Origin of the sequence: Blautia sp. AF32-4BH, from assembly GCF_003460565.1 — a bacterium.
GTDB lineage: Bacteria > Bacillota > Clostridia > Lachnospirales > Lachnospiraceae > Fusicatenibacter > Fusicatenibacter saccharivorans.
Genome location: NZ_QTVL01000017.1, coordinates 47775 through 71869, shown reverse-complemented (window position 1 = coordinate 71869; position 24095 = coordinate 47775). Strand labels below are relative to the sequence as shown.

General features: G+C 48.0%; 22 protein-coding genes. 15 read left to right on the top strand and 7 right to left on the bottom strand.

Annotated elements, in window-relative coordinates:
• Nucleotides 1–22 precede the first annotated feature (22 nt).
• From DWZ44_RS15755 to DWZ44_RS15740, 4 genes are all read left to right on the top strand, one after another.
• Nucleotides 23–562 carry a hypothetical protein gene (locus DWZ44_RS15755; protein ID WP_117805291.1) on the top strand — a complete coding sequence of 180 codons (540 nt, stop codon included), beginning with the start codon at nucleotides 23–25 and terminating at the stop codon, nucleotides 560–562.
• Between the two features lie 396 nt (nucleotides 563–958).
• Nucleotides 959–1699, top strand: a complete 741-nt coding sequence (locus DWZ44_RS15750) for a hypothetical protein (RefSeq protein ID WP_022461191.1) — start codon at nucleotides 959–961, stop codon at nucleotides 1697–1699.
• Between the two features lie 267 nt (nucleotides 1700–1966).
• Nucleotides 1967–2677: a hypothetical protein gene (locus DWZ44_RS15745; RefSeq protein WP_117805290.1), complete on the top strand. Its 711-nt coding sequence runs from the start codon at nucleotides 1967–1969 to the stop codon at nucleotides 2675–2677.
• Nucleotides 2678–3000: 323 nt separating this feature from the next.
• On the top strand, nucleotides 3001–3609 hold the full coding sequence (locus DWZ44_RS15740) for a hypothetical protein (RefSeq protein WP_147326134.1): 609 nt from the start codon (nucleotides 3001–3003) through the stop codon (nucleotides 3607–3609).
• A 90-nt stretch (nucleotides 3610–3699) separates the two neighbouring features.
• Here the strand turns inward: DWZ44_RS15740 and DWZ44_RS15735 are convergent, their stop codons facing one another.
• On the bottom strand, nucleotides 3700–4485 hold the full coding sequence (locus tag DWZ44_RS15735; RefSeq protein WP_022461121.1) for a type III pantothenate kinase: 786 nt from the start codon (nucleotides 4483–4485) through the stop codon (nucleotides 3700–3702).
• A gap of 166 nt (nucleotides 4486–4651) precedes the next feature.
• Here DWZ44_RS15735 and coaBC point away from each other — a divergent pair, with 166 nt between their 5' ends.
• From coaBC to DWZ44_RS15720, 3 genes are all read left to right on the top strand, one after another.
• Nucleotides 4652–5848 carry a bifunctional phosphopantothenoylcysteine decarboxylase/phosphopantothenate--cysteine ligase CoaBC gene (coaBC, locus tag DWZ44_RS15730; protein WP_117801651.1) on the top strand — a complete coding sequence of 399 codons (1197 nt, stop codon included), beginning with the start codon at nucleotides 4652–4654 and terminating at the stop codon, nucleotides 5846–5848.
• A 205-nt stretch (nucleotides 5849–6053) separates the two neighbouring features.
• Nucleotides 6054–6824: a TatD family hydrolase gene (locus DWZ44_RS15725; protein ID WP_117805289.1), complete on the top strand. Its 771-nt coding sequence runs from the start codon at nucleotides 6054–6056 to the stop codon at nucleotides 6822–6824.
• A gap of 85 nt (nucleotides 6825–6909) precedes the next feature.
• A complete protein-coding gene (locus tag DWZ44_RS15720; protein WP_117805288.1) occupies nucleotides 6910–8913 on the top strand; it encodes an NlpC/P60 family protein in 2004 nt (667 codons plus the stop codon).
• On the opposite strand, the gene DWZ44_RS15715 is transcribed toward DWZ44_RS15720, so the two are convergent.
• Together DWZ44_RS15715 and DWZ44_RS15710 are read right to left on the bottom strand one after the other, a co-directional pair.
• Nucleotides 8895–9743, bottom strand: coding sequence for an LD-carboxypeptidase (locus tag DWZ44_RS15715; RefSeq protein ID WP_147342491.1), 849 nt, complete (start codon nucleotides 9741–9743; stop codon nucleotides 8895–8897). The genes DWZ44_RS15720 and DWZ44_RS15715 overlap by 19 nt on opposite strands.
• Before the next feature lie 132 nt (nucleotides 9744–9875).
• Nucleotides 9876–10910 carry a threonine aldolase family protein gene (locus DWZ44_RS15710; RefSeq protein WP_022461126.1) on the bottom strand — a complete coding sequence of 345 codons (1035 nt, stop codon included), beginning with the start codon at nucleotides 10908–10910 and terminating at the stop codon, nucleotides 9876–9878.
• 93 nt (nucleotides 10911–11003) lie between these two features.
• Between DWZ44_RS15710 and DWZ44_RS15705 the strand changes: the two genes are divergently transcribed.
• The 5 genes from DWZ44_RS15705 (at nucleotide 11004) to DWZ44_RS15685 (ending at nucleotide 16491) form a co-directional block, all read left to right on the top strand.
• Entirely contained in the window at nucleotides 11004–11207 is a 204-nt protein-coding gene (locus DWZ44_RS15705; protein WP_055220935.1) for a hypothetical protein, read from the top strand.
• Nucleotides 11208–11758: 551 nt separating this feature from the next.
• Nucleotides 11759–12340: a TetR/AcrR family transcriptional regulator gene (locus tag DWZ44_RS15700; RefSeq protein WP_022461597.1), complete on the top strand. Its 582-nt coding sequence runs from the start codon at nucleotides 11759–11761 to the stop codon at nucleotides 12338–12340.
• 25 nt (nucleotides 12341–12365) lie between these two features.
• A complete protein-coding gene (locus DWZ44_RS15695; RefSeq protein WP_117805286.1) occupies nucleotides 12366–13727 on the top strand; it encodes an alpha-amylase family glycosyl hydrolase in 1362 nt (453 codons plus the stop codon).
• 14 nt (nucleotides 13728–13741) lie between these two features.
• Nucleotides 13742–15712, top strand: coding sequence for a 1,4-alpha-glucan branching protein GlgB (glgB, locus tag DWZ44_RS15690; protein ID WP_117805285.1), 1971 nt, complete (start codon nucleotides 13742–13744; stop codon nucleotides 15710–15712).
• 113 nt (nucleotides 15713–15825) lie between these two features.
• Entirely contained in the window at nucleotides 15826–16491 is a 666-nt protein-coding gene (locus DWZ44_RS15685) for an MBL fold metallo-hydrolase (RefSeq protein WP_179965885.1), read from the top strand.
• A 22-nt stretch (nucleotides 16492–16513) separates the two neighbouring features.
• Here the strand turns inward: DWZ44_RS15685 and DWZ44_RS15680 are convergent, their stop codons facing one another.
• Complete coding sequence (locus DWZ44_RS15680; protein ID WP_117805284.1) at nucleotides 16514–16975, bottom strand: hypothetical protein; 462 nt, start codon at nucleotides 16973–16975, stop codon at nucleotides 16514–16516.
• Between the two features lie 215 nt (nucleotides 16976–17190).
• On the opposite strand from DWZ44_RS15680, the gene DWZ44_RS15675 reads away from it, so the two are divergent.
• Nucleotides 17191–17694 carry a GNAT family N-acetyltransferase gene (locus DWZ44_RS15675; RefSeq protein ID WP_117805283.1) on the top strand — a complete coding sequence of 168 codons (504 nt, stop codon included), beginning with the start codon at nucleotides 17191–17193 and terminating at the stop codon, nucleotides 17692–17694.
• A gap of 143 nt (nucleotides 17695–17837) precedes the next feature.
• Here DWZ44_RS15675 and DWZ44_RS15670 read toward each other — a convergent pair whose 3' ends face one another.
• The 3 genes from DWZ44_RS15670 to nhaC form a co-directional block, all read right to left on the bottom strand.
• Entirely contained in the window at nucleotides 17838–18677 is an 840-nt protein-coding gene (locus DWZ44_RS15670; protein ID WP_022462626.1) for a TraX family protein, read from the bottom strand.
• A gap of 294 nt (nucleotides 18678–18971) precedes the next feature.
• Entirely contained in the window at nucleotides 18972–19847 is an 876-nt protein-coding gene (locus DWZ44_RS15665) for an MBL fold metallo-hydrolase (protein WP_117510903.1), read from the bottom strand.
• Between the two features lie 73 nt (nucleotides 19848–19920).
• Nucleotides 19921–21336, bottom strand: a complete 1416-nt coding sequence (gene nhaC / locus DWZ44_RS15660) for a Na+/H+ antiporter NhaC (RefSeq protein ID WP_117805282.1) — start codon at nucleotides 21334–21336, stop codon at nucleotides 19921–19923.
• 227 nt (nucleotides 21337–21563) lie between these two features.
• Between nhaC and DWZ44_RS15655 the strand changes: the two genes are divergently transcribed.
• Both DWZ44_RS15655 and DWZ44_RS15650 read left to right on the top strand, forming a co-directional pair.
• Nucleotides 21564–22751, top strand: coding sequence for a CobW family GTP-binding protein (locus DWZ44_RS15655; RefSeq protein WP_117805281.1), 1188 nt, complete (start codon nucleotides 21564–21566; stop codon nucleotides 22749–22751).
• Between the two features lie 198 nt (nucleotides 22752–22949).
• The gene (locus DWZ44_RS15650) at nucleotides 22950–23909 is read left to right on the top strand and encodes a TIGR03943 family putative permease subunit (RefSeq protein ID WP_022462622.1); all 960 of its coding nucleotides are present in this window, start codon (nucleotides 22950–22952) and stop codon (nucleotides 23907–23909) included.
• The last annotated feature ends 186 nt before the right edge of the window (nucleotides 23910–24095 follow it).

The window sequence follows — 24095 nt, the reverse complement described above, 5'->3', positions numbered from 1 at the left end:
CATTTTGGTGCAAGCGTAATTCATGAGTAACGTAGCAATATTTTGCGCTTACGAAGAACTTGTACAGCAACTAAAAGCATTGTTAGAGATAACATTGAAATTTGAAGATGTATATAGAACAGAATATGTATTGAATCGCCAGGAAATCAGTGTTTTGACAGAAATAGCACTTATTTATTGGGGGAAAAAAGATTATCAAATGGCGTTGGAAATCTATCACTTTATAGACGACAGATATAGTGATAGCTGTATAAAGCCAGTATTTCATATGTTAGATTGGAATATGAATATAGCGAATTATGCAAGAGCACTGGATGAATTAAAATATTTTAAGGAGGCTATGTGCACATGTCAAAAAGCTGTTCAGCAGATGCTGTATGCAGGCAAGGGTGCATCTTTAGGATATTGCTTGATGATTCAGGCGTGCATTATGGAAGAAGAAGGAAAAGAAGTATGTAAAAAATATTTTAAACAAAACTTGAATCTGCTCAAGCTGTATAAAATGGATGCAGATTACAAGGTAATGAAAAATTATGTAGAGGAAAGAAATTTGTTAAATTAATGATCATTATCATTTGGAGGGAGTGGAGCTGAAGTTGTTGAAAATGGTGGAAATTTGGGTGCAGGAATAGTAATAGTTATATGAGAAAATATTAGGAAGATAAGTAATAATTTTTTGAATGTTTTTTTCATAGAAGATCTCGCTTTCGTTAAGTAAAATAATATATCTATAAAATATATGAAAAAAAATAAAAAGTTTATGATGTTAGATGGTTTTTTTATTTTCATTTAACATCATAAACTTTTTGGGCTTTTAAGTAAAGAAATGTGAAAAACTGAATCCAGGCTTTAAATGAGCCTAGGCTAACAGGCAAAATGAAGGAAGGAGAAAAGTCCAATGCAGAAGAGAATTAATAGCAGTGATTAATTTTGCAAATCGAAAGAGAGGGAGTTATTTATGCAAGAAAGATTGAAAAATGCGTTAACAGCAATCGGCTTCTGTATGTTAGCTTTGGTGATGACTAGTGTATTTGCTACAACAGTAAAAGCAGAAACAAATGCAGAATTAAAAAACAGAGTGTATGAAGAGGTTTTAAACAATCACATCACGAATGAAAGTGACGTAATTAAGGTTGCAATTGAACAATATCAGGAAAAACAGATGAAGACCCGCGCCATTGATGCAAAGCCGGATGATTATTTGTCAATCACACAGGTAGTGGATGAAAATGGCAGCGAGCAGGATATTATTTCAACGGGTTTGTTGATTGTAGACGAGCATCAGCAAAGAGTAGCAATCACTGATATTGTAAGCAATACGGGGCAGCTTAGCCAGTACAGCATTTATGCAACCATGAAAGTATCCGTGACAAATGACCGTCAGGCATTAAAGGTACGAATTAATTGGTTTGAAACAACACTGAACTACGGAACCTCTATGAAAGCAAGTAGTTTAATGCAGACATCCAAATATTCACCAGAGGTGGGATTCCAGTATGATGATATTACAAAAACAATTTCAAATCCTGCTGGAGGAACCCCATATCACTATACTCCAAATAATACGCAGATGATTACATATTCGACTTTAGAGTGTGGACGGTCCTGTCGTTCGTATATTAAAGCTGGAACCTCAAGTTTGAATATTGCTTATTGTGTTATATCTTCAGCCCCGGGAGGCCGCTGGGAGAGAGCTTAAGCAAAACTCGATTATCAGAACAAGCGAACTAATTGAAAATAGACGCTCCCCTTGCGTTATAGATACTGGGGGAGCGTTTTTTAATAGCGGTAGAGAATTTCTATAAGGGATGTTGTTGCTTTTTCTTTGATTTAAATCGAATGCATAAGAAAAATGTAAGAAAATTTTCACCAAACGTCATAGATTTTCAGAAGAATATATGGTAGTATAGGGCTAACAAAAAAAGTATGTGAAAAAAATAACAAAACGGAAAGGAGATGCAGGTGTATGAATAAAAAATTAGCAGGTATTTTTGCAATATGCGCTCTGTTGCTGACTGGATGTCAGGGAGCGAAAGAGAGCAGCAAGGAAATTACGCCGCCGGATACCGGATGGGGAAAAACAGTGGATGAAGTGCTTGCCGACTGGAATTTAGATCGGGATCAGGTGGAAATTTTCTCTGAGACCGAAAGTGCAGCCGCGATCGCAGTAGATACAGAAGCCACTGTTTTCGGCGAGAAAACTTCCAGAGTCATGTTTCAGTTTATCAACCTCGATCAGACCGGAGCGACGGGAAAACCGGTATTGTGCGAAGTAGACATCACCTACCCGGATGATGCCGATATGGATACCGTGAAAAAAGAAATGGAAAAATCCTACGGAAGTTCCAAAGACTCCATTACCCGCTACGAACTGTACCAGTCGCTGGGCGACGATCAGCTCCCGGAATACACTTACAAAAAAGCAGATCAGCTTGCCGTCTGGTCCGGCGAGAGCCTGAAAGATGCGATTCCTTCCGATAAGAGCACCGAATACGAAACCGCCTGGGAAGCATACCAGCCTGGCCTTACCACCGACAACTGGGAGAACTACACCGAACAGGCAAGCATGGCAACCGCCGTATGCGCATCCGGCGCAGAAGCATTTCCAATGTTTGAAAAAAACGGTGTCAGCCTCGAAGCTTATCCGGGACTGGTATATGAGCAGGTGAAAAAGTAATATGAAATGTAACTATTCAGAGCCATGCGAAATGGAAGAAAATCGTGAATCATGCTTGCATGAATGAACGGTTTTCTGGAATTTCATATGGCGAGAAGCAACATCGAGATGCAGCGCAAGCGGAATCGAGATGGGGTTCTGAATAGTTACTATGAAATAAGAAAGTCATAAACTCCCGGCAGTGCCGGGAGTTTTTCCGTGCATAGGGAGAAGGAAAAGAGTGTGTCCCGGAAAAATTCATGATATACTGAAAAGAGAAAATTCAACTTTTGGAAGGTTCCCGGAATGTCTGTTTTGGAAGAGAGGTGATTTCCTTGAAACGTATGAAAAAGAGAAAAATCACTGTGTTAGCTGGAGTGATCCTTTGCGTGATTGCAGGATGTCTGGTAAAAAGAATGACGGCGGTGTATACACAGAAAGAAAATCCCATTGGTCCTGAGCGGGGTACGACAGATGTTTTCCTGACGGCAGCAGATTTCATCTCAGAAAAATCGGATCAGGAACTGCTGCAGGAAATCGAAACCTTTGATACGGACAAAGCCGAGATGATTTATCTTTATATCCCGGAAGACACCGGAGCCGGAATGTCCTTTGCGATCACGCGCGAGGATCATCCGGAGGAGATGGACGAAATTCTCTCGACCATTTACGGAGAAAAAATTTCCTGCCAGAAGCCAAAACAGGTATTCAACATGACAGAGAGGATTTTGTATGATTATAACTGGTATGTTCTGATCTACGATCATGAGATGAATCAGATGGCGCTTGTATTTCTGTATTCCGATGATGTGATTGTATACAATGGTCATGTACTTCAGACAACAGAAACGTATGATGAAAGCATTCGCCCGTGTATTTTAAAACTGAAAGAGGAGAATCAGGAAAAACTGAAAAGCGGAGAGGCAACACAAAGAAGGGTTGCGATTCCATAGAAAAATAGAGAAAAGCGTGCCTGGAGAACAGACACGCTTTTTAACGTCATGCAGAATGAAAAAGTCTGATGAATATTTGGAAGTACGATTTTAATTTGCACAATTCCGCTCACACAGGAACGCCAGCCCTTTCAGCAGAAGGTTCGGGTCATAGATATGAGGATGTAAAACGAGCGGTTCGACGAAGCGTGCCGCGCCGCCGGTGAGGATGAGGGTGGCGGGGGAGCCGAGTTCGGCTTCGATGCGCTGGACCATTCCGTCGAGCATCGCGGCCATGCCGACGATGGTGCCGGAGAGAATGCATTCTTCGGTGTTTCTGCCAATGATGCGTTTCGGGATCTGGAGGTCGAGCCGCGGGAGCTGGGCGGTCCGCTCGGAGAGGGCGCCAAGTCCCATATCGAGTCCCGGTGCGATGGCGCCGCCGCAGAAGACGCTGTTTTCCCGGATGACATTGAAGGTCGTCGCTGTTCCAAGATCCACGGTGATGACCGGCAGCGGATAATGTGCGGCGGCCCAGGCTGCATCAACGAGGCGGTCGCGGCCTACTTTTTCCGGTTCCGGGATGGAAAATGTCATGCCGAGATCACTTTCGGATGTGACGAGCAGCGGTTCTGTGCCGAACAGATTACGGACACATTCCTGCAGAAGCGTCAGAACCGACGGAACAACGCTGGAAATGATGACGCCCCGAAAGTCGGACGGGGAAAGATTCTTGTCTTCAAAAAGCTGCTCGATCGCAGATTCATACTGGCTGGCAGACCAGGTGTGGTTGATGTCAATCCGGGCTGTGAATTCGAGGGAATACGCTTGCTGCGGTGCGATCCGGACGCCGCCGAGCGTAACGGTTGTGTTCCCGATATCAATGGCTAAAATCATAAAAATACCTCGCGATTATTTTAAAAGTAGAGCTCTTTTGTACTTTTATTATAAAGCCTTTTTGCATCAATGGCAAACAGGATTGGTTGTAATCTGTTTTTCTGTCTGCTATACTTAAAACTATCATAGGAAAAAAGTTGCTTCGAGGCAGCAGAACGGAGTTACAATGGAAAATCTTGACGGAAAATGTGTTGTACTTGGTGTGACAGGCGGAATTGCCGCCTATAAAATGGCAAATGTGGCGAGCGGTCTTCGGAAAGCCGGAGCAGACGTGCATGTCATCATGACCGAAAACGCGACGCAGTTCATCACCCCGCTGACGTTCGAGACGCTGACCAACAACCGCTGCGTGGTCGATACGTTTGCGCGTGATTTTAAATATGAGGTGACGCATATTTCGCTGGCAAAAGCGGCGGATCTGATTATGATTGCCCCGGCTACCGCCAATGTGATTGCAAAAATGGCACACGGCATTGCAGATGATATGCTGACAACGGTGGTGCTCGCAGCGAAGTGCAAAAAGCTGGTCTCTCCGGCGATGAATACGGCGATGCTGGAAAATCCGATTACGCAGGATAATCTGGCGACGCTGAAAAAATACGGTTTCGGCATCATCGAGCCGACCGTGGGAATGCTGGCGTGCAAGGACGTCGGAAAAGGAAAACTGCCGGACCCGGAGGTGCTGCTCGATTATATCGCGATGGAGCTTGCCCGCGAAAAGACGCTCGCTGGTGTGCGTGTCACCGTGACTGCAGGCCCGACGCAGGAATCCCTCGATCCGGTGCGGTATCTGACGAACCATAGCAGCGGCCGCATGGGATACGCGATTGCGCGGGAGGCGATGCTCCGCGGCGCGCAGGTAACGCTGATTTCCGGCCCGGTTTCATTAGCCCCGGTTCCAGGCGTTGCGATGCGACCGGTGACGACGGCGAAGGACATGCTGGAGGCGGTGCGGGAGACATTGCCGGAGACAGACATTCTGATCAAGGCGGCCGCAGTTGCCGATTACCGGCCTGCGACAGTGGCGGATCAGAAGATCAAAAAGCAAGACGGCGACATGAGTATTCCGCTGGAGCGCACCGATGATATTCTGGGATGGGTGGAAAAGAACCGTCATCCGGGTCTGTTTGTGTGCGGATTTTCGATGGAAACGGAGAATATGGTGGAAAACTCGCGCGCGAAGCTGGAGAAGAAGCATCTCGACATGATCGCGGCGAACAATCTGAAGACGGAGGGCGCCGGCTTCGGTGTGGCGACGAATGTGGTGACGCTGATCACGAAGGACGGCATCAAGGAGCTTCCGCTGATGGGAAAAGACGAAGTGGCTGGCTGCCTGCTGGACGAGATTGCGGCACGGCGGTGATCTTATCGGAATCCGGCATATTTTTTCGTTTCCTGGTTGACGCGGGAAAAATGAATGCGTTATAATAAGCACAGGCGCAGCGGCGCACTTTACTTTTACGAAAACAACGAACGATAGGATAGATAAATGTGGAAACGGAAACAGGGGAAGGCTATGCAGAGCTTTCTTCCGTTTCTGTTTCGTTTTTTTAAGGAGAAATTCGGATATGATATTTGAAACACATGCACATTATGACGATGAGAAATTTGATGAAGACCGCGCAGAGCTGCTTTCCTCGATGCAGGAAAACGGGATCGGGCGTATCATCAATGTCTCGGCAAATCTGGAATCACTGGAAAATACAAGAAAACTGATGGAAGCGTATCCGTTCATCTACGGCGCGTTCGGCCTTCACCCGGATGAGGTGGGCGATCTGAACGAGGACGTGATGGCGCGGATGCGGGAACTCTGCCGCATGGAAAAGGCGGTCGCGGTCGGTGAGATTGGCCTTGACTATTACTGGGACAAGGAGAATCATGAGAAGCAGGAATACTGGTTCCGCCGTCAGATTGCGCTTGCTCGGGAAGAAAAACTTCCGATGATTATTCACAGCAGGGCGGCGGCGGCCGATACGCTCCGCGTCATGAAAGAAGAAAAATCGGAGGAGATCGGCGGCGTCATTCATTGTTTTTCCTACTCTGTGGAGATGGCAGAGGAATACCTGAAAATGGGATTTTATCTTGGCATTGGCGGCGTGGTGACGTTCAAAAATGTAAAGAAGATCAAAGAAGTGGTTCAGATGGCTCCGATGGAGCGCATTCTGCTGGAAACAGACAGTCCGTATCTGGCACCGGTTCCGTACCGGGGAAAACGAAATTCATCTCTGTATCTGCCGTACGTTGTGCAGGAGATCGCAGAACTCAAGGGAATTTCGGAAGAAGAAGTCATTGAGACGACAGAAAAAAATGCGGTCAGACTGTTTCGAGCAGAGGAATAGGAAGCGATACCAGAGGTGTTTCTTCTGTTTTATTTGTTCGGATCAATTCCGTCTGGCCGGACAAATTGAATAGGAGAAAGCGAAAATGGTTGATAAAACAATGATGGGCGACAAATGCGCCGAGCTGGTGCGCGCCGCGATGATCGGTGCGCTCGCAGTGACACTGGGAAACCCGACAGCCGTTTATGCAGCAGAAGAGGAAACGGCCGATCCGGGACAGATTGGAATTGAGATTGCAGGGGAAGCAGCCGTTGGGGCTGCTTCTTTTTGCGTGGAGGAAGATGCGGCGGAGGAGGCACCTGCGGAAGCGGAAGAGGTGACAGAACCGGAAGGTACGCAGAATGATGAGATGGAAGAGGAAAGTGGATCCGAGGGAAAAGAAGATGAGACAGTCCCGGAGGAACCGGAACCGCAGGAGCCTGACGGCGGAGAGAATGCAGGAATGACGGAACCGGGAAAAACGGGCGAGACAGAGCCAGAGGGGCCGGAAAATGCAGAACCGGGAGAGGCAGGCGAGACAGAGCCAGAGGAGCCGGAAAATCCAGAACCGGGAGATCAGGGAGACATGACGGAAACACCGGGAAACAGCGAAATGGATGGACCGTGGCCGGGCGAAGGGGAAGATATTTCCAACGATCCATGGCCGGGGCAGGAAGAAATCGGCGGCGGAGATGGGGAGCAGATGGAACCGCCGGAGGAAGAAAACGGATCTGCAGGAAGTGATGATGCAACTGGTGGGGACAAGACGGCAGAAGTCTCTTCGGATTCTGATTTATCACAGTCTGCGGAACCGCCAGCCGCCGAGGCTGAACCCGTCTTTTCGGCAGAGCAGGAAGCTGAGCGCACGCGGGAAAGCTACAGTGAGTGGCAGGCGGCAGAAGCTGAAAAAGTCACGATTTCCCGTATGCCGTGGCTGTTTCATACGGTTGAAAAAACATATGCTATCGCCGATGTGAATTCCTGGCTTCACGTCCGCGAAGGAAAAGGCACAAATCAGAAAATCGTCGGAATCCTGCCGAAGGGAAGCCTCTGTTATATTTTAGCGGATGCGGATTCTGACTGGGTTTATGTGGAATCCGGCGATGTCCGTGGATTTGTCTGCGCGCGGTATCTCCTGCGCGGAGAAGAGGCTGAAAAAGAGGTAAACCGTTGGCAGGAGGAAAGTTTTCCCATGGCGGAAATGTGGGTGAAGCCATGGAATAATAAGGCGTACACCTATACATATGCAACGACGAGAACACTTCTTTCTTCTGACGAAGCGCGCGGCGAGGTCCTGCAGTACGCGAAAAAATTCCTGGGAAATCCGTACGTCTGGGGCGGGACGAGTCTTACAAACGGCTGCGACTGTTCCGGCTTTGCCCAGCAGATTTTTGCTAATTTCGGGTATACCCTTCCGAGAACCTCACGCCAGCAGGCGAAAGCTGGAACACGCATTCCGGTGCAGGAGGCAAAGCCTGGTGATCTGCTGTTTTACCAGCGGGAGAGCGGGTTTATTTACCATGTCATGATTTATCTCGGTGATGGAAAAGTAATCCACGCTGGAAGCGAGGCGACGGGGATTCTGATTTCAGATTTTAACTATGAGAAATCGACAGAATTTGCTGTGCGGGTGATTTCGAAGGAAATGCGTGAGAGCAAAATAGAAACGGGAGATGTGGATAATGGGAGAAAAGAAGGAAACTCTGTGGATAACCAGACAACAGAAAACGGGAATGGTGGAAAACAGAAGGCGGGAGCAGAAAATGTGCAGAATACAAGTGCAGAAAACAGTACCGCAGGTGATCGGTTGGAAAGCGCTTCGGGAAAATATCTCGGCAATTTTAAACTGACCGCTTACTGCAACTGCGCCGTCTGCTGTGGCCGCTGGGCGGGCGGCCCGACCGCATCCGGAAAAATGCCGGTGCAGGGCCGGACCATTGCAACCGGCGTTCTGCCGTTTGGAACGAAGCTGAATATCGGCGGAAAAATTTACACGGTCGAGGACCGTGGCACGCCGTACGGCCACATTGATATCTATATGGAACGCCATGCAGACGCAGAGGAGTTCGGCGTGCGCTACGCGGATGTATATCAGTCAGAAGAAATCTGATAAAATTTGCCGATCACGGCGGCATGTGCATCCGTGCCGTGGCCGATATACGGAGTCCTTGCAATCGGGAGATCCGGTCCGGCCGCCTGGCGGACAAGCTGCGGCATATCCGGCGTCAGCTGGTCGCGTTCCATCTGGGAAAATGTTCCGAGGAGAATACCATTGATCTGTTCAAAGGCATGCATCATTTTCAGCTGGGACAGAAACGTAACCATCTGCGGAACGCCGCCGCCCATGGCTTCGAGGAGCAGGATTTTTCCGCGGAAATCCGGCTGAAAATCCGTTCCGGCGAGCTTCAGAAAACAGCGGATATTTCCGCCGATCATCACACCTTCCATGTGATCGCCCTGCAGAAATGTGCAAGGGAGGTCGAAGAGGCTGGGAGACTGCCCGGAAAAAGCGTTTTGGAACAGAGTGATCTGTTCGGCGCTGTGGTCGTACAGCAGATTTCGAACCTGATACAGCATCGACTCATTTCCAGTCGCAGTCGTGACAGCATTGACAATCGTCGTGAGATCACTGTATCCCCAGAAGCGCTTGCCGGAGGCGGCGATGACAGAAAAATCCAGATACGGCAGAACTTCATTCGCCATATCGCCGCCGGAAACATCAAAAATATCCGTGATTTCTGGGTCACAGTAAAGGTTCATAAACGCATCCGCCCGCTCCGCGCCCGTGCCGGAAAAGCCGGAACCGTTGTCGTAGAGGCAGGGGCTTAAAACAGGATCGAAGCCCAGCTCCCGCAGAATCTGACAGAGACGCGCCAGATCGGCGGAAAAGGAAGGATGCATGGGGTTGGAGCAGGCGGTAATACCAATTTTATGAGACATAAAGATTCCTTTCTCGGAGTAAAACAAGGCAAAATCTACATTTTCGTGGCACACCGGTACAGCTTTTTCTTTGAATTTGCAAAGCAGATTTAGAGATCGCCGGTGTTTGCAGAATGTCGTTTTGGACAAAAATTATAAAGCTTTGAGGTCATCAATCAGTGTCTGTACTTCCTCTTCCGTCGTTGCCCAGCTGGTGCAGAACCGCGCAATATTTCCGCCGTCCGCGGATTTCCCCATTGGCTCGAAAATATAGCGTTTTTCCAGAGTTTCCTTCTGCGCATCGGTGAGAATCACAAACTGCTGATTCGTAAAACTCTCCACCCAGAATGGAATCCCCTGCGCCGCAAATGCTTTGCGGAGTTTCATGGCAAGTTCATCGGCGCGGCGTGTCGCAGTGAAATAAAGATCATGCCCCAGCAGGCAGTGGAACTGCAGTCCGAGCAGCCATCCCTTTGCGAGGACAGCGCCGTTCTGTTTCATGTAGGCTTTGAACCGCTTTTTCAGCGAGTCAGCTGTAAGCACAACGGCCTCACCAAACAGCGCACCGCATTTCGTTCCGCCGAAATAGAAAACATCTGTGAGAGCAGCGAGATCCTCGAGAGAAACATCATTCTTCTCTGATCCAAGCCCGTATCCAAGCCGTGCCCCGTCCACAAACAGATACATATCATACTTCCGGCAGACCTCGTGAATCTTCGTCAGCTCCTGCAGCGAATACAGCGTTCCCTGCTCAGTCGGAAATGAAAGATATACCATCTTCGGCTCCGTCAGATACTCCGGCTCACCGCCTTCATAATAAGCCGCCGCACACGCTGCAATCTGTTCCGCCGAAATTTTACCATCCGTATTCGGCAGCTCCAGAATCTTATGCCCGGTATTTTCAATCGAAGCCGCCTCATGGCAGTTAATATGTCCGGTATCCGCCGCAATCACACTCTGCACCGGCGAAAGCGCTGCCGCCGTCACAATAAAATTCGCCTGCGTCGCCCCCGGAAAAAAATGAACCGCCGCATCCGCACAACGAATCTTCTCCCGAATCAGCTCCGCAGCCTTCTCACACCATTCATCCTCCCCATATCCACCATAACTGTTCCCATTAATAGCCCCCAGCGCCTCCAGAATCTCCGGGTGCGCACCGTGATTGTAGTCATTATTAAATCGTATCATCAGTTTATGTTCTCCTTAATTTGAATTTGAAAAATGCTGTTTCCATTATACGGCATCTGAAGGAAAACAGCAATTGGAGAACAAAAAGAGAAAATGCAAAAAAATGCAGAAGGAGGATTATCTGCATCGTACAATATTGGAGCAAGATATTTTATCCGTGAAATTTTAAAACCCTTACCGGCAACGGAAAGGTCTTTGCTGGAGGCAAAAGTTCCTGCAGTAAAGAGTAGAACCTCATGTGTTTATGCGGATTTGAGAGACTTAATTTCAGAAATGGAACTGCGAAAAGCAGCATAAACACAGGCGGATATACTGTGGACTACCTGTTATGTGGAGACCTGCCGTATCCGGCATGGAAGAAGCGCGTATCCGCGCAAGATCTAAGAAACAGGCGTATCCGCCGATATTTTGTCTGCCGCCTAAAGCGGTCTGAAGCACGTGACTTTAGTCATGTGAGGTTCAGTTCGTATAAAAACAGTATCGGAAAATAAGAAAAGAACCGACAGAGAAATCTGAGAACTAAACTAAAGATTTCCCCGCCGGTTCTTTTTCTATGCATCTATTTTCATCCATTATATATTTCGCATTGACTTTTTATATACCGATTGGTATAATGATAACAGAAACACACATAAGAAACCTGCAAAATCCAACAAAATTCGTCAAAATTGCCAAAAACTCACGCAATTCGACCATCACACACAAAAGCAGACTTCTTAAATACAAAATCAACAAAAGCATTTTAAACCAAAACAAATGCCAACTCACACGTAACAAACAACCACCCAAACACACCGCGGCCAGGCGAACTCCAGAGAGCGTCCCTTCCGCAACAAAGAGGATTCAAAATGGACAATCGTCAGCTAATCATGAACTCAGCTCTGACCCTCTTCTACGAAAGCGGGTACGACGCCGTCGGTGTTCAGCAGATCGTAGACTCCGCCGGAGTATCCAAACCAACCCTGTACTATTACTTCGGCAGCAAACAAGGCCTCCTCGAAGCCCTGCTAAACGAGCACTTTCAGCCCATGGAACAAAAACTCATCGAAGCCTCCGAAACCGGGAAAAACATCCCCGAAAAACTGTACCGCATCGCGCGTGCCTTCTTCAACGGAGCCTCCGAAGACCCGAAATTCCATATGCTGATGATGGCACTGTTCTATTCCGGAAGAAAAAGCGAAGGCTTCCGCACCGTATACCCCATGATTGACCGGTTCTATCACCTGTGCGTCGACGTCTTCGACAACGCCAGCGCCGAACTCGGCAACATGAACGGCCGTCAGGAACAATTCGCCGTAGGCTTCTCCGGAATCCTGATGCACTACCTGATGATGACAGCAGGAGATCAATCCGATCTTTCCAACCTCGTCGTCCGGGACGAAGAAGTCTACCGTCTGGTACACCAGTTCATGTATGGAATTTACTCATAACCCAAAAACAAGGAGGACAAACAAAATGGCACCATGGTATGAAGAGGCAGAATTTTATCACATCTATCCGATCGGACTGACCGGCGCGCCGAGAAAAAATGAATCGGAAGGAACCGTACACCGCTTTTCCACACTGGAACAGTGGCTTCCGCACATCGCAGATCTCGGTTGTACCGCAATCTATATCGGCCCCTTGTTTGAATCAACCACACATGGATACGACACAAAAGATTACAAACAGGTAGACCGCCGCTTAGGCGACAACGCGGACTTTGCCGCATACGTAAAAAAAGCCCACGAACTCGGCATCAAAGTCGTCGTAGACGGTGTCTTCAACCACACCGGCCGCGAATTCTTTGCCTTCCGCGACATTCAGGAAAAAAGAGAACAGTCCCCGTACTGCGGATGGTACAAAGGAATCTGGTTCGGCGGAAACACCTGCTATAACGACGGATTCTCCTACGAAGCATGGAGAAACTGCTTCGAACTCGTCAACCTGAATCTCCAGAACCAGCAGGTCCGCGACTATCTCCTTGATGTCATCGACTTCTGGATCGACGAATTCGACATCGACGGCATCCGTCTCGACTGCGCCGACTGCCTGGATTTCGGCTTCATGGAGCAGATGCGCGCACGCACATCCGCTAAAAAACAGGACTTCTGGCTGATGGGCGAAGTCATCCACGGCGACTATGCGCGCTACATCGGAGACGGCCAGCATCTGCTGCACAGTGTCACAAACTACGAGCTTCACAAAGGACTTTATTCGGGACATAACGATCATAACTACTTCGAAATTGCACATACGATCCGCCGCGAATTTGACGAAAACGGCGGCATTTACAAAGGAAAGAAACTGTACAGCTTCGTTGACAACCACGACGTAGACCGTCTGGCCAGCAAGCTGAACGTAAAAGAAAACATGATTCCAATTTATGCGCTGCTGTACTTCCTGCCGGGCATCCCGTCCATCTATTACGGATCGGAATTCGGCATCGAGGGAAGAAAAGAAGGCGGAAACGACGATCCGCTGCGTCCGGCGCTGAATCTGGAAGAACTGGAGAAAAATCCGCCGGCAGAAAAACTTCCGGCATGGATCAAAACATTATCAGACGTCAGAAAAAAACATCCTGCAGCACGAACGGGAAGATACCGCGAACTCATGCTGACCAACCGCCAGTATGCCTTTGCACGCCTGGATGAGACAGACGCTCTGATCACAGCAGTAAATAATGATGAAAACCAGAGTGCGGGAGTCTGGATTCCTGCATCTTGCGACGGAACATGGAAAAACGCGGTAACCGGAGAAGCCATTTCTCCGGAAAATGGAAAACTTTTTGTTGAAGTACCTCCGTGCGGCTGTGTTCTGATTGAAAAAGAAGCATAAAGGGGATTTTTTCTATGAAGGAAACTGCGAAAACAACGGCAAAAACAACAGCGAAAACCAGAAAAGCGCCAAAAAAACCGGCGGGCTATCAGCCAAGATTTTCTGAACTGGATCAGTACTTATTTGGCCAGGCAACCCATTACGATATTTTCCGGAAAATGGGTGCGCACCTGGACAAAAAAGACGGCAAAGTAGGAGCCTGGTTCACCGTATGGGCTCCGCATGCGGCGGAAGTATCTGTCATCGGCGAATTCAACGGCTGGGATGCCCATGCCAATGTGATGCGGAAAGTCGGCGAGGACGGCGTTTATGAAGTGTTCATTCCGGGCGTGACCGAGGGAATGATGTATAAATATTACATCCGCACACCGGACGGAAGAGAACTGTACAAAGCAGATCCATACGCATTTGCATCCGAAAAACGGCCGGGTACCGCGTCAAAAGTAGCGGAAATCGAAGGCTACCGCTGGGGTGACAGCGAATGGCTGACGAACCGCAAAAAATTTGACGTTCAGAAATCCGCGCTCTCCATCTACGAAGTGCACCCGGGCTCCTGGATGAAACATCCGTGGTCCGAATCCAACCCGGACGGATTTTACAATTACGTTCAGTTCGCACATTCGCTTGCCGATTACGTAAAAAAAATGGGCTATACCCACGTAGAGCTGATGGGAATTGCAGAGCATCCGTTTGACGGTTCCTGGGGCTATCAGGTAACGGGCTATTACGCACCGACCTCCCGCTACGGAACACCGAAAGAGTTTAAATATCTTGTTGATTATCTGCATAAAAATAAAATCGGTGTTATTCTGGACTGGGTACCGGCACACTTCCCGAAAGATGCGCACGGCCTTGCTGATTTTGATGGCCAGCCGCTGTATGAGTACGCCGACCCGAGAAAGGGCGAGCACCCGGAGTGGGGAACGAAGATCTTTGATTACGGCAAAAATGAAGTGAAAAACTTTATGCTGGCAAATGCGCTTTACTGGGTAGAAGAGTACCACGTAGACGGTCTCCGTGTCGATGCTGTTGCTTCGATGCTGTATCTCGACTACGGAAAAGAGCCGGGCCAGTGGGTGCCGAACAAGAACGGCGGAAATGAAAATCTCGAAGCCGTCGAGTTCTTCAAACACCTGAATACCCTGGTGCGCGGACGAAACAAAGGTGTCATCATGATTGCCGAGGAGTCCACAACGTGGCCGAAGGTAACGGGAAGCGTAGAGGACGGCGGCCTGCATTTCTCCTACAAATGGAACATGGGATGGATGCATGACTTCCTTGATTACATGAAGCTCGATCCATACTTCCGCAAATACAACCATAACAAGATGACCTTCGGCATGACCTATGCATTTTCCGAGAACTACATTCTGGTGCTCTCGCACGATGAGGTTGTCCACTTGAAATGCTCGATGATCAACAAAATGCCGGGCGATCTGGAGGAAAAATTCCAGAACCTGATGGTAGGCTATGCTTTCATGTTCGGGCACCCGGGCAAAAAACTTCTGTTCATGGGACAGGATTTCGGACAGCTCCGCGAGTGGAGCGAGGAACGCGAGATCGACTGGTTCCTGCTGGCAGATGAGGGGCATCAGCATCTGCAGACCTTCTTCAGTGACCTGCTGAAAATGTACCGCAAGTACCCGGCACTCTACGCGAACGACTGCGGCTACGAAGGCTTCCAGTGGATCAATGCCAACGACGGCGACCGCAGCATTTACAGCTTCGTCCGCTGGTCACCGACAGGCAAGAACAATCTGCTGTTTGTCTGCAACTTCACACCAGTCGAGAGACCGGACTACATGTGCGGCGTACCGCGCAAAAAACAGTACCGCCTGATACTCGACAGCTCCGATATGAAATACGGCGGTCCGACCGAAAAACGCCAGATGGTCTACCGCGCCAAAAACGGCGAATGCGATGGCCAGCCATATCGGATTGCATATTCACTTCCGGCATATGGTGTGGCGGTGTTCAGCTTCTAAAATAAGATAGTTACTAATTTTGATTAATATCATGACCGACAGAGAAAGAAAGTGATTTCATAAATCTGTCGGTCATTGTGTTTTGCGTTCGAAGGAAAAGAGGTGCTGATTGGATGAAGAACGAAAGAAAAGAGCCGATACAGATTCCGCACATCCGGACAATCAATAATCACATTTCTTATCTTACACCGACAGAACATCCACTTTCGGCAAATGTTGTGATCATCGAGGGTGACGCATTTCTCTGGGGATATGACGTGGGAAATCATCCTGCGGTTCCGGAAATTTTGCAGAAAAAGTCAAAACAGACAGGAAAAAAAATTCGGGTGATTTTATCCCATTTTCATCCCGACCATATCGGGAATCTGTCGGAGATTTCGTGCGAAGCGGTTTACCAGGGGAAAAATACGTTTCGTTATACAAAAACAGGAACTGTGATAGAAGAAGATACGTGGTTTCAGGACGGTGACGTGCGGTTACATTTATTTCCGATTCCATCGAGTCATGCCAAAGGATCGCTTGCATTGGAAGTGGATGAGACGTGGTGCTTTCTCGGGGATGCGGCATATGCGACGCAGAAAAGCGGTCAGACCGTATATAATGCGGAGCGGCTGCTGGCGGAAATCCGAGTTCTGAAAAACGTGCGTGCGCCGTATTTTCTCCTGAGCCACAGCGAACCGTTTCAGCAGAACAAAGAGGATGTGCTGGAATGGATGGAAGCGACTTATGAGAAACGGAAACGAGATGAATCATATATAAAAACACCCCAGCGCGTATGACAGGGAGTCCTTCGAGGCTGAATCAGTTATGCCACTTCGGCAATTCACTTTCTTTCACTGGAACTGATTCAAGATCCATATTTGACCAATATGAGCCGATATCTGAACTTGTGAAGTATTCAAAATTGCCCGTGGAAGATTTCAGCTTTCCATTCTTGACTCCATTGCAGACATAAACCAGTTCGTAGTTTGTCCCATCCGAAAGGTTAAATCGAAAACTGGTCACATCTGCGCCTGTGGTTTCTTCGACTTGTTTGTCTGTCAATGATAAGTTTTCAAACATATGATACAAGTCTGTTATATCAGTTTTTGCAACGACTATTTTCTTTTCTGCTGATACCGGTGCTCCCGCATAGTGGTACATTTCGATATTTTCAACATCTCCAACTTCAAAAGGAAAGTCGATATGGACCGTTTCTTTGCTACAGCCGACCAGTACCATCATTAAAATCAGAAAGGATATCAAATTTGTCGCTTTTTTCATATCATTGCACTCCTCGTCATGTTTTTGACAGGTCAAGAGTTCAAAAATCCTCTTGCAAGCGAGCTTGCATTAGCTTTTTGAGCCTGGTATCATGATGATTTGAGTATATCATAGTTTAACCGAATCAAGCAAGTCACCTGCTTCCATTGCGCGAAGCAATAAGCAGGGGGTTGGGACTTACTTGATTCGGTTAAAAAAACAAGGGAGATGAAAAAATGAATGAAATTATAGCTTTACAGAAATATGAAAACGAAGCACAACTTGCAAAAGAGCTGATTCGAGGCTTTTGGCTGGCTCATGGTGATTATGTTATAACCGACGAAGAGGCCGCGGAGAATCTTGCTGCCTGGACAGACAAAGGGCATGTGTTTTATTTTATCTTAAAAGAAGAGATCCCCATTGGATTTGTGCATCTCGGAAGCCGCGGGGCGGAAGTTGACTGGATCGAAGATCTTTTCGTACTTCCGGAATACCAGGGAAACGGATACGGAAGTCATGCGATTGCGCTGGTCGAAGCCGAGATAAAAAAGTATTCTGAATCTGTCTATCTTGAGGTAGCTGCACGAAATTTTGGAGCGATAAAACTCTATCATAGATTGGGATATCATTGCCTGAACACTGTGACGTTACGCAAAGATTTTCAACCGGAGAATTTTGAAGTGATTCGCAGCGAAGAGCTTTTGGGGTATCCGTTGGAAGTTAAGAAGTATATTAAGTAGAATCTCACGCCGATTTGCGCAGCAAATCCAGACCTCCCCACCGCCCGCCTCAATGTCAGCCCGGAAGTGCGTCTGTGTCGTCTGGGACTGTGCCCCAGGGCACAGTCCCAGGCGGCGCAGGTGCACTTCCGGGTGTCCGTTTTTTAAACAACCGCAACCCCCGCCATCCCCAGTACCGCCGCAATCGCAAACAGCACCAGCAGATGCACCGGATAAAACGCATAAAACGGATACTTCAGATTCAATCCTCGTTTTCCGTTATAAAAATGCACCGGGATCATCGCCAGAAAACAGGTGATTTCATTCAGGCTCAGCAGCGTAAGTACGGCGCAGCCAATTCCAATACAATACATCTTATTGTTACGCAGGTTATACATCAGAACAATCGTCAGAATTCCCATCGCACTGTAATCGGTTTTCAGCAGTGTAGCAACAGTGCATGCCGCTACGATCACCAGCAGTTTTCCAATGGAAACTTTCCAGTTGGCTCCCCGCCAGTTTGTACCGTCCTGATGCGTTTTTTCATCAATCTTCTGCAGGAAAATCATCATCACAAGGCCGATAAACAGAGTGAAAAATACATTCTGATAATTCAGATAAAACGGTTTTCCCGCAAATGCAAGGTCAAACGGAACTTCTGAAACCAGTGCGAAAATACCAAGATTCAGAGCATACTTTTTCACATCATGTGTATGTAGAAATCCCTCAATTAACAGAAAACAGAAAATTGGAAAACTGATTCGTCCGATGGCACGCATAATCATGTCCGCGTAATAAATCACAGCTGTGTTTCCTGTGGAGAGAAATGATGCGCCTCCGTCCGAAGCGTTCACCGCATCCAGAAGACCACGGGAAATCAGGATTCGGTCGAAAAGTACAGCTGCAGTGTGGTCGATCAGCATACAGACCATCGCAATGATTTTCAAGGTACTGCCGGGAATTTTACCGGCGCTTTTTACGGGTTTCGCAGTAGTAGCTGCCATATAAAACATCCTTTCTGGAACGCAAACGAAAGGCAGACTGTGCAAGCCGTCTGCGGATCAGGTTCCTGTAACGACAAACAGCAGAAAATCCTGCTGTTTTGCCAGAGTTGTAATACTATGATTATACGTTCTGAGGAGGTTAATGTCAAAGAAAAAACAGTTCTGAAATAACGCAGAGTATGGTAGAATCTGCCAGTCGGGTAAATGAAAATAGAAAGCGTCTCCGGGCTCATCCCAAAACGAACGGGGCAGCGTACCAATTCGTAAACCAGAATTGGTACGCTGCCCCGTATTTTAAAATACATCCAGGTCTTTTCCGTTCACGACATATCCGTCATACCCTGCATCCCGGATTTCATCCAGAATCGCGGCATCGCGCCATGCCATCTCGGCGGCAAGGTTTTTGTGGTTATCCTGTACATTCATATGGTAAATCCGGTGATACGTAACGAGCAGTTTCGGATTTGCCTTTTTTGCAACACCGGCAAGATCCGTGCTTAACGTATGCACTTCCCGGTGGTATTTCTGCCATTTTGGTTCGCGGCAGGAGATTCCGGCGGCGTATTCCACTTCGTGCAGCAGGATATCACAGCCTTTCGATTTTTCTGCCACGAGATCCAGCGGAGCGGTATCGCCGGTGATGACGATTGTGCGGTCCGGTGTGGTGAATTTATAGCCGTAGCATTCCAGTGTTCCGTGGCTGACCGGAAAAGCCTCCACCGTAACCAGGTCATCCCGGTAGACAATGCCGGATTCAATTTCTGTTACCTCAACGCGGTAGCCGGATTCGTTTGCTTTTTCGAAACCGTGAATTCGGAAATCAATGTCGGTTTCATAGGCCTGTAAGATATGATCGGTCATGTGCTGTAAGCCCTTTGGCCCGAAAACTTTCAATGGAACCGGGCGCTCCAGCACCCACGGAGTAAAAATCAGATCCGGGTACCCTGCGGTATGGTCTGTGTGAAGGTGCGTACAGAAGGCAACGGTCAGAAGATCCGGCCGCAGGGCATCCACGCCGTTAAAATAGGCGGCTGAGGCCTGGCGGACAACGCCAGGGCCAAAATCTACCAGATAAGCACGGTCACCGACCACGACAGCGGAGGAAGGTCCGTTGGCATTCGGACACGCATTTGGTGTGCCGGTTCCGAGAAGAACAAGTTTTGTCTGCATTCTTTCTCTTTTCCTTTTCTTTTTTTGTTTCTGTTTCTGTTTATGATTTTCTGTTACGATTTCTGCTTTTGCCTTATTTCTCTTCTTTTGATTCATTGTTTTTGGTTTCCAGAAGATGCTTAATGGAAATTCCGGTAAATCCATAGAAAATACTGAAAACCGGGGTCAGGTAAAGCAGGAATAAGTACGGGAAAAATGCCGACCATGCAACACCAAGTGTGCCGGCCATGTATACGCCGTAGCCATGCCATGGAATCATAGGACCAGCCATAGTTCCGGAGTCTTCGAGGCAGCGGGAAAGAATTTCCGGTGCAACCTTGCGCTCTTGAAAGACAGGTGCCATCAGACGGCCGGTCAGAACGTGTGCCATCGGCTGGGAGCAGCTGATGAGGCTGGTCACGTAACCGACAATCATCGTTGCAAGGATCATACTTCCATCGCTGTTGATTCTCTTTACAATCGCTTGAAGAATGTGATCCAGTACACCGAGTTTTTCCAGCATGCCGCCCATGCCGACAGCAAAGCAGATAATGGCTACGTACTGGAGCATGCTTCCCATGCCGCCGCGGTTTAAGATGGATTGTAATACCGGTTCTTCGATTGTGGTTGTGTAACCGTTGTAAGCTGTGCGGATGATGCCCTGCAGAGTATCGTGCTGCACAAAATAGGAAACAAATCCGGCAGCGAAGCTGGAAAGACCAAGTGCAGAGATCGCATTTACTTTGCAGAGGAGCAATACAATAATCAGGATGGCAGGGATCATGGTAATCCATCCGAGCTGGAATTCATCGTTTAAAGCATCGATGTAAACGGTAATGCTTCCCTCGGTATAGCTTCCGCTGGTCTGCTGGAAACCGAGAATAGTAAAAAGAATTAAGGTAATCACATACGTTGGAAGGGTGGTCCAGAGCATCGAGCGGATATGATCGCCAAGTTTGGCATCTGCAACGGCCGGAGCAAGGTTTGTGGTATCGGAAAGAGGACTTAATTTGTCACCGAACATGGCACCGCAGATGACAGCACCGGCTACCATGCCAGGATGGATACCCATGGCGTTTCCGATCGCCATCATGGCAACACCTGCGCTTCCGACGGAACCATAGGAAGTACCGGTTACAATACTCAAAATGGAGCAGAACAGCAGCGTCAGAGGCAGCAGCCAGGACGGGTTAATCATTTTTAAGCCCCAGGAAATGATGGTGGCAATGGTACCACTCTGCAGCCAGGTGCCGATCATGACACCGATGGTCATCAGAAGGCAGAGCGTCGGGACGACCATACGGATGGCATCGTATGCGCCGGCAACAATTTTGGCGTAAGAAATACCGAAAATTTTACAAAACAGATAGATAAAAATCCAGCTTGCAAACAGGCCGATCATAGGACCGCCGGTTTTCAGGCGGATACAGACTGCGACGGATACGATGATCAGCAGCAGCAAAAGCAGTGACTGTGGCAGATTGAGTTTTTTTTCTTTCGTTCCACTCATAAAAAAAGTCCCCCATTCATAGGTAAAATGATTTGCCCATTCAACGCGTTAAAGTAGAAAAGACATGTAATATATTATAATGGTGAAATGCAGAAAAAGCAAGGGAAATCCCCTTGATTTTTTGTTCTATGGTTGCTATAATAGGCGTGAGTGTGGGGCGGAGGATAAACTTCGGCCCTTTTATAGCTAACTATAAACGGAATCAACAAGATAAAGAGGTTAAATCAATGACAAGAATAGACATTATTTCAGGTTTCCTGGGCGCAGGAAAAACAACCCTGATCAAAAAACTCCTCGGAGACGCGCTGAAAGGCCAGCAGGTTGTCCTGATCGAGAACGAATTCGGTGAAATTGGAATCGACGGAGGCTTCTTAAAAGATGCCGGTATCGAAATCCGTGAAATGAACTCCGGCTGCATCTGCTGCTCTCTTGTGGGAGACTTCGGCGCAGCATTAAAAGACGTTATCACCAAATATCACCCGGACCGCATCATCATCGAGCCGTCCGGCGTAGGTAAACTCTCCGACGTCATCAAAGCGGTAGACGGCGTAGAAAAAGAAGCAGGCGTAGCCCTGAATTCCGCAACAACCGTAGTCGACGTTATGAAATGCAAAATGTATCTCAGAAACTTCGGCGAATTCTTCGAGAATCAGGTAAAGAGCGCAGGAACCATCATCCTGAGCCGTACCGATAAGGCTGACACTGCAAAAGTAGAGGCAGCAGTAAAGATGCTCCGCGAGCTGAATCCGGAAGCACACATTATTACCACACCGGTTGAAGTACTGGGTGGTAAGAAAGTACTCGATACGATGGAAGGTGCCATCATCAACCTTGCGCAGGTAGAAGAGGAAGAGCATCATCACCATCATCATGACCACGACGAGTGCTGCTGCGGCCATGACCACGATGAGGAGCATGAGCACCATCATCACGATCATGATGAGGACGAACATGAACATCATCATCACGACCATGACGGCGAGTGCTGCTGCGGCCACGATCACGACGAGGAGCATGAGCATCATCACCACGACCATGATGACGAGTGCTGCTGCGGCCATGATCACGACCATGAGCATCATCATCACCACGATGACGAGTGCTGCTGCGGTCATGATCATCATCACCATCATCACGCAGACGAAGTTTTCACAAGCTGGGGTCAGGAGACTGTGAAGACCTTCACCAAAGAGCAGATCGAAGGCATCTTAAAGAAACTTTCCGAGGATACCGCTTATGGTATGGTTCTTCGGGCCAAAGGTATGGTAGCAGGCGCCGATGGACAGTGGATCTATTTCGATATGGTTCCGGAAGAGTACGAAGTACGTGACGGAGCACCGGAATTCACCGGAAGAATCTGTGTCATCGGTTCCAAATTAGCAGAAGATAAGCTGGCAGAGCTGTTCGGACTGTAAAAATACAAAGTAGCTGCGAAAATTACGGTCCGCAGGGTACCTGTGAACTGTAGTGAAGCTGCCGCATCAGAAACAAAATCCGATGTGGCAGCTTTTTTCTTGATTTAGAGACAAAGCAAAAGGCACGTCCGGAATCTCAGCCGCAAAAGCAAGTGCAGAAAGATTCCGGGAGTACGTCAAAGACAACGGAGGTACAAAATGTACGAAGAAGACGAAGTAGAAATTCCGATTTATCTCATAACAGGATTTCTGGAGAGTGGAAAAACCTCTTTTATCAATTTTACCGTAGCACAGGACTATTTCCAGATCGACGGACCGACCCTTCTGATCACAACCGAAGAAGGTGAAGTAGAGTACGACGAAAAAGAACTGCTCAAACACAACACCGTCCTGGAAATCGTAGAAGGACCAGAGCAGTTTACCCTGGATTACCTGAAAAAACTGAACCGTAAATATCGCCCGGAGCGTATTATTCTGGAATACAATCCGCTCTGGAGTGTAAAAAAACTCGAAGAAATGGAGCTGCCGCGCGGCTGGGGCATTGTACAGGAGATTGTGACAGTCGATGCAAGCTGCTTCCAGATTTATATGCAGAATATGAAATCTGTTTTCATGGAGATGGCAAAAAATGCGGATATGGTTATGTTCAACCGCTGTCGTCCGGAAGATCCGCTTCCATCCTTCCGCCGCAGCATCAAAGTAGTCAACCAGGCGTGCGACGTTCTGTTTGAGAACGAAGAAGGCGAAATTGACAACATTTTTGAGGATCAGATGCCGTTTGATACCGATGCCGATGTGATCGAGATTGATGACGCCGATTACGGAATCTGGTATGTCGATATGGGCGACAACCCGGAGCGTTACGAGGGCAAGACTGTTCATTTCCGCGGTATGGTATTAAAGAGCAAGGATGTCGGAGCCGATTTCTTTGTTCCGGGTCGTATGGCAATGACCTGCTGTGCAGATGATACTTCTTTTATCGGCTATGTCTGCAAATGCGCAAGCGCCAAATCTCTCGTAATGGGTTCCTGGGTTGACGTGACTGCAACGGTAAAATGGGGCTATATGAAGGTTTACGATGGCGAAGGCCCGGTTCTGTATGCAAAAGAAATCAAACCGGCCAAGAAACCGGAGAGCGAACTGGTATACTTTAACTAAACATTGCCGAAGCATTTCAGCGAATAAAAGAGCAGGAAAAAGGCTGCTCTTTTGTTCGTGTTCTTTCTTTATGACAGATGGAAAAACAATATATCATTTTTCGGTGCGGCGAAGCAGCTATTCGGTTATGCGCAAGTAGCGAAGTGGATGGAGAATATCCGTTTTGACCGTGACGTGAACAAAAAC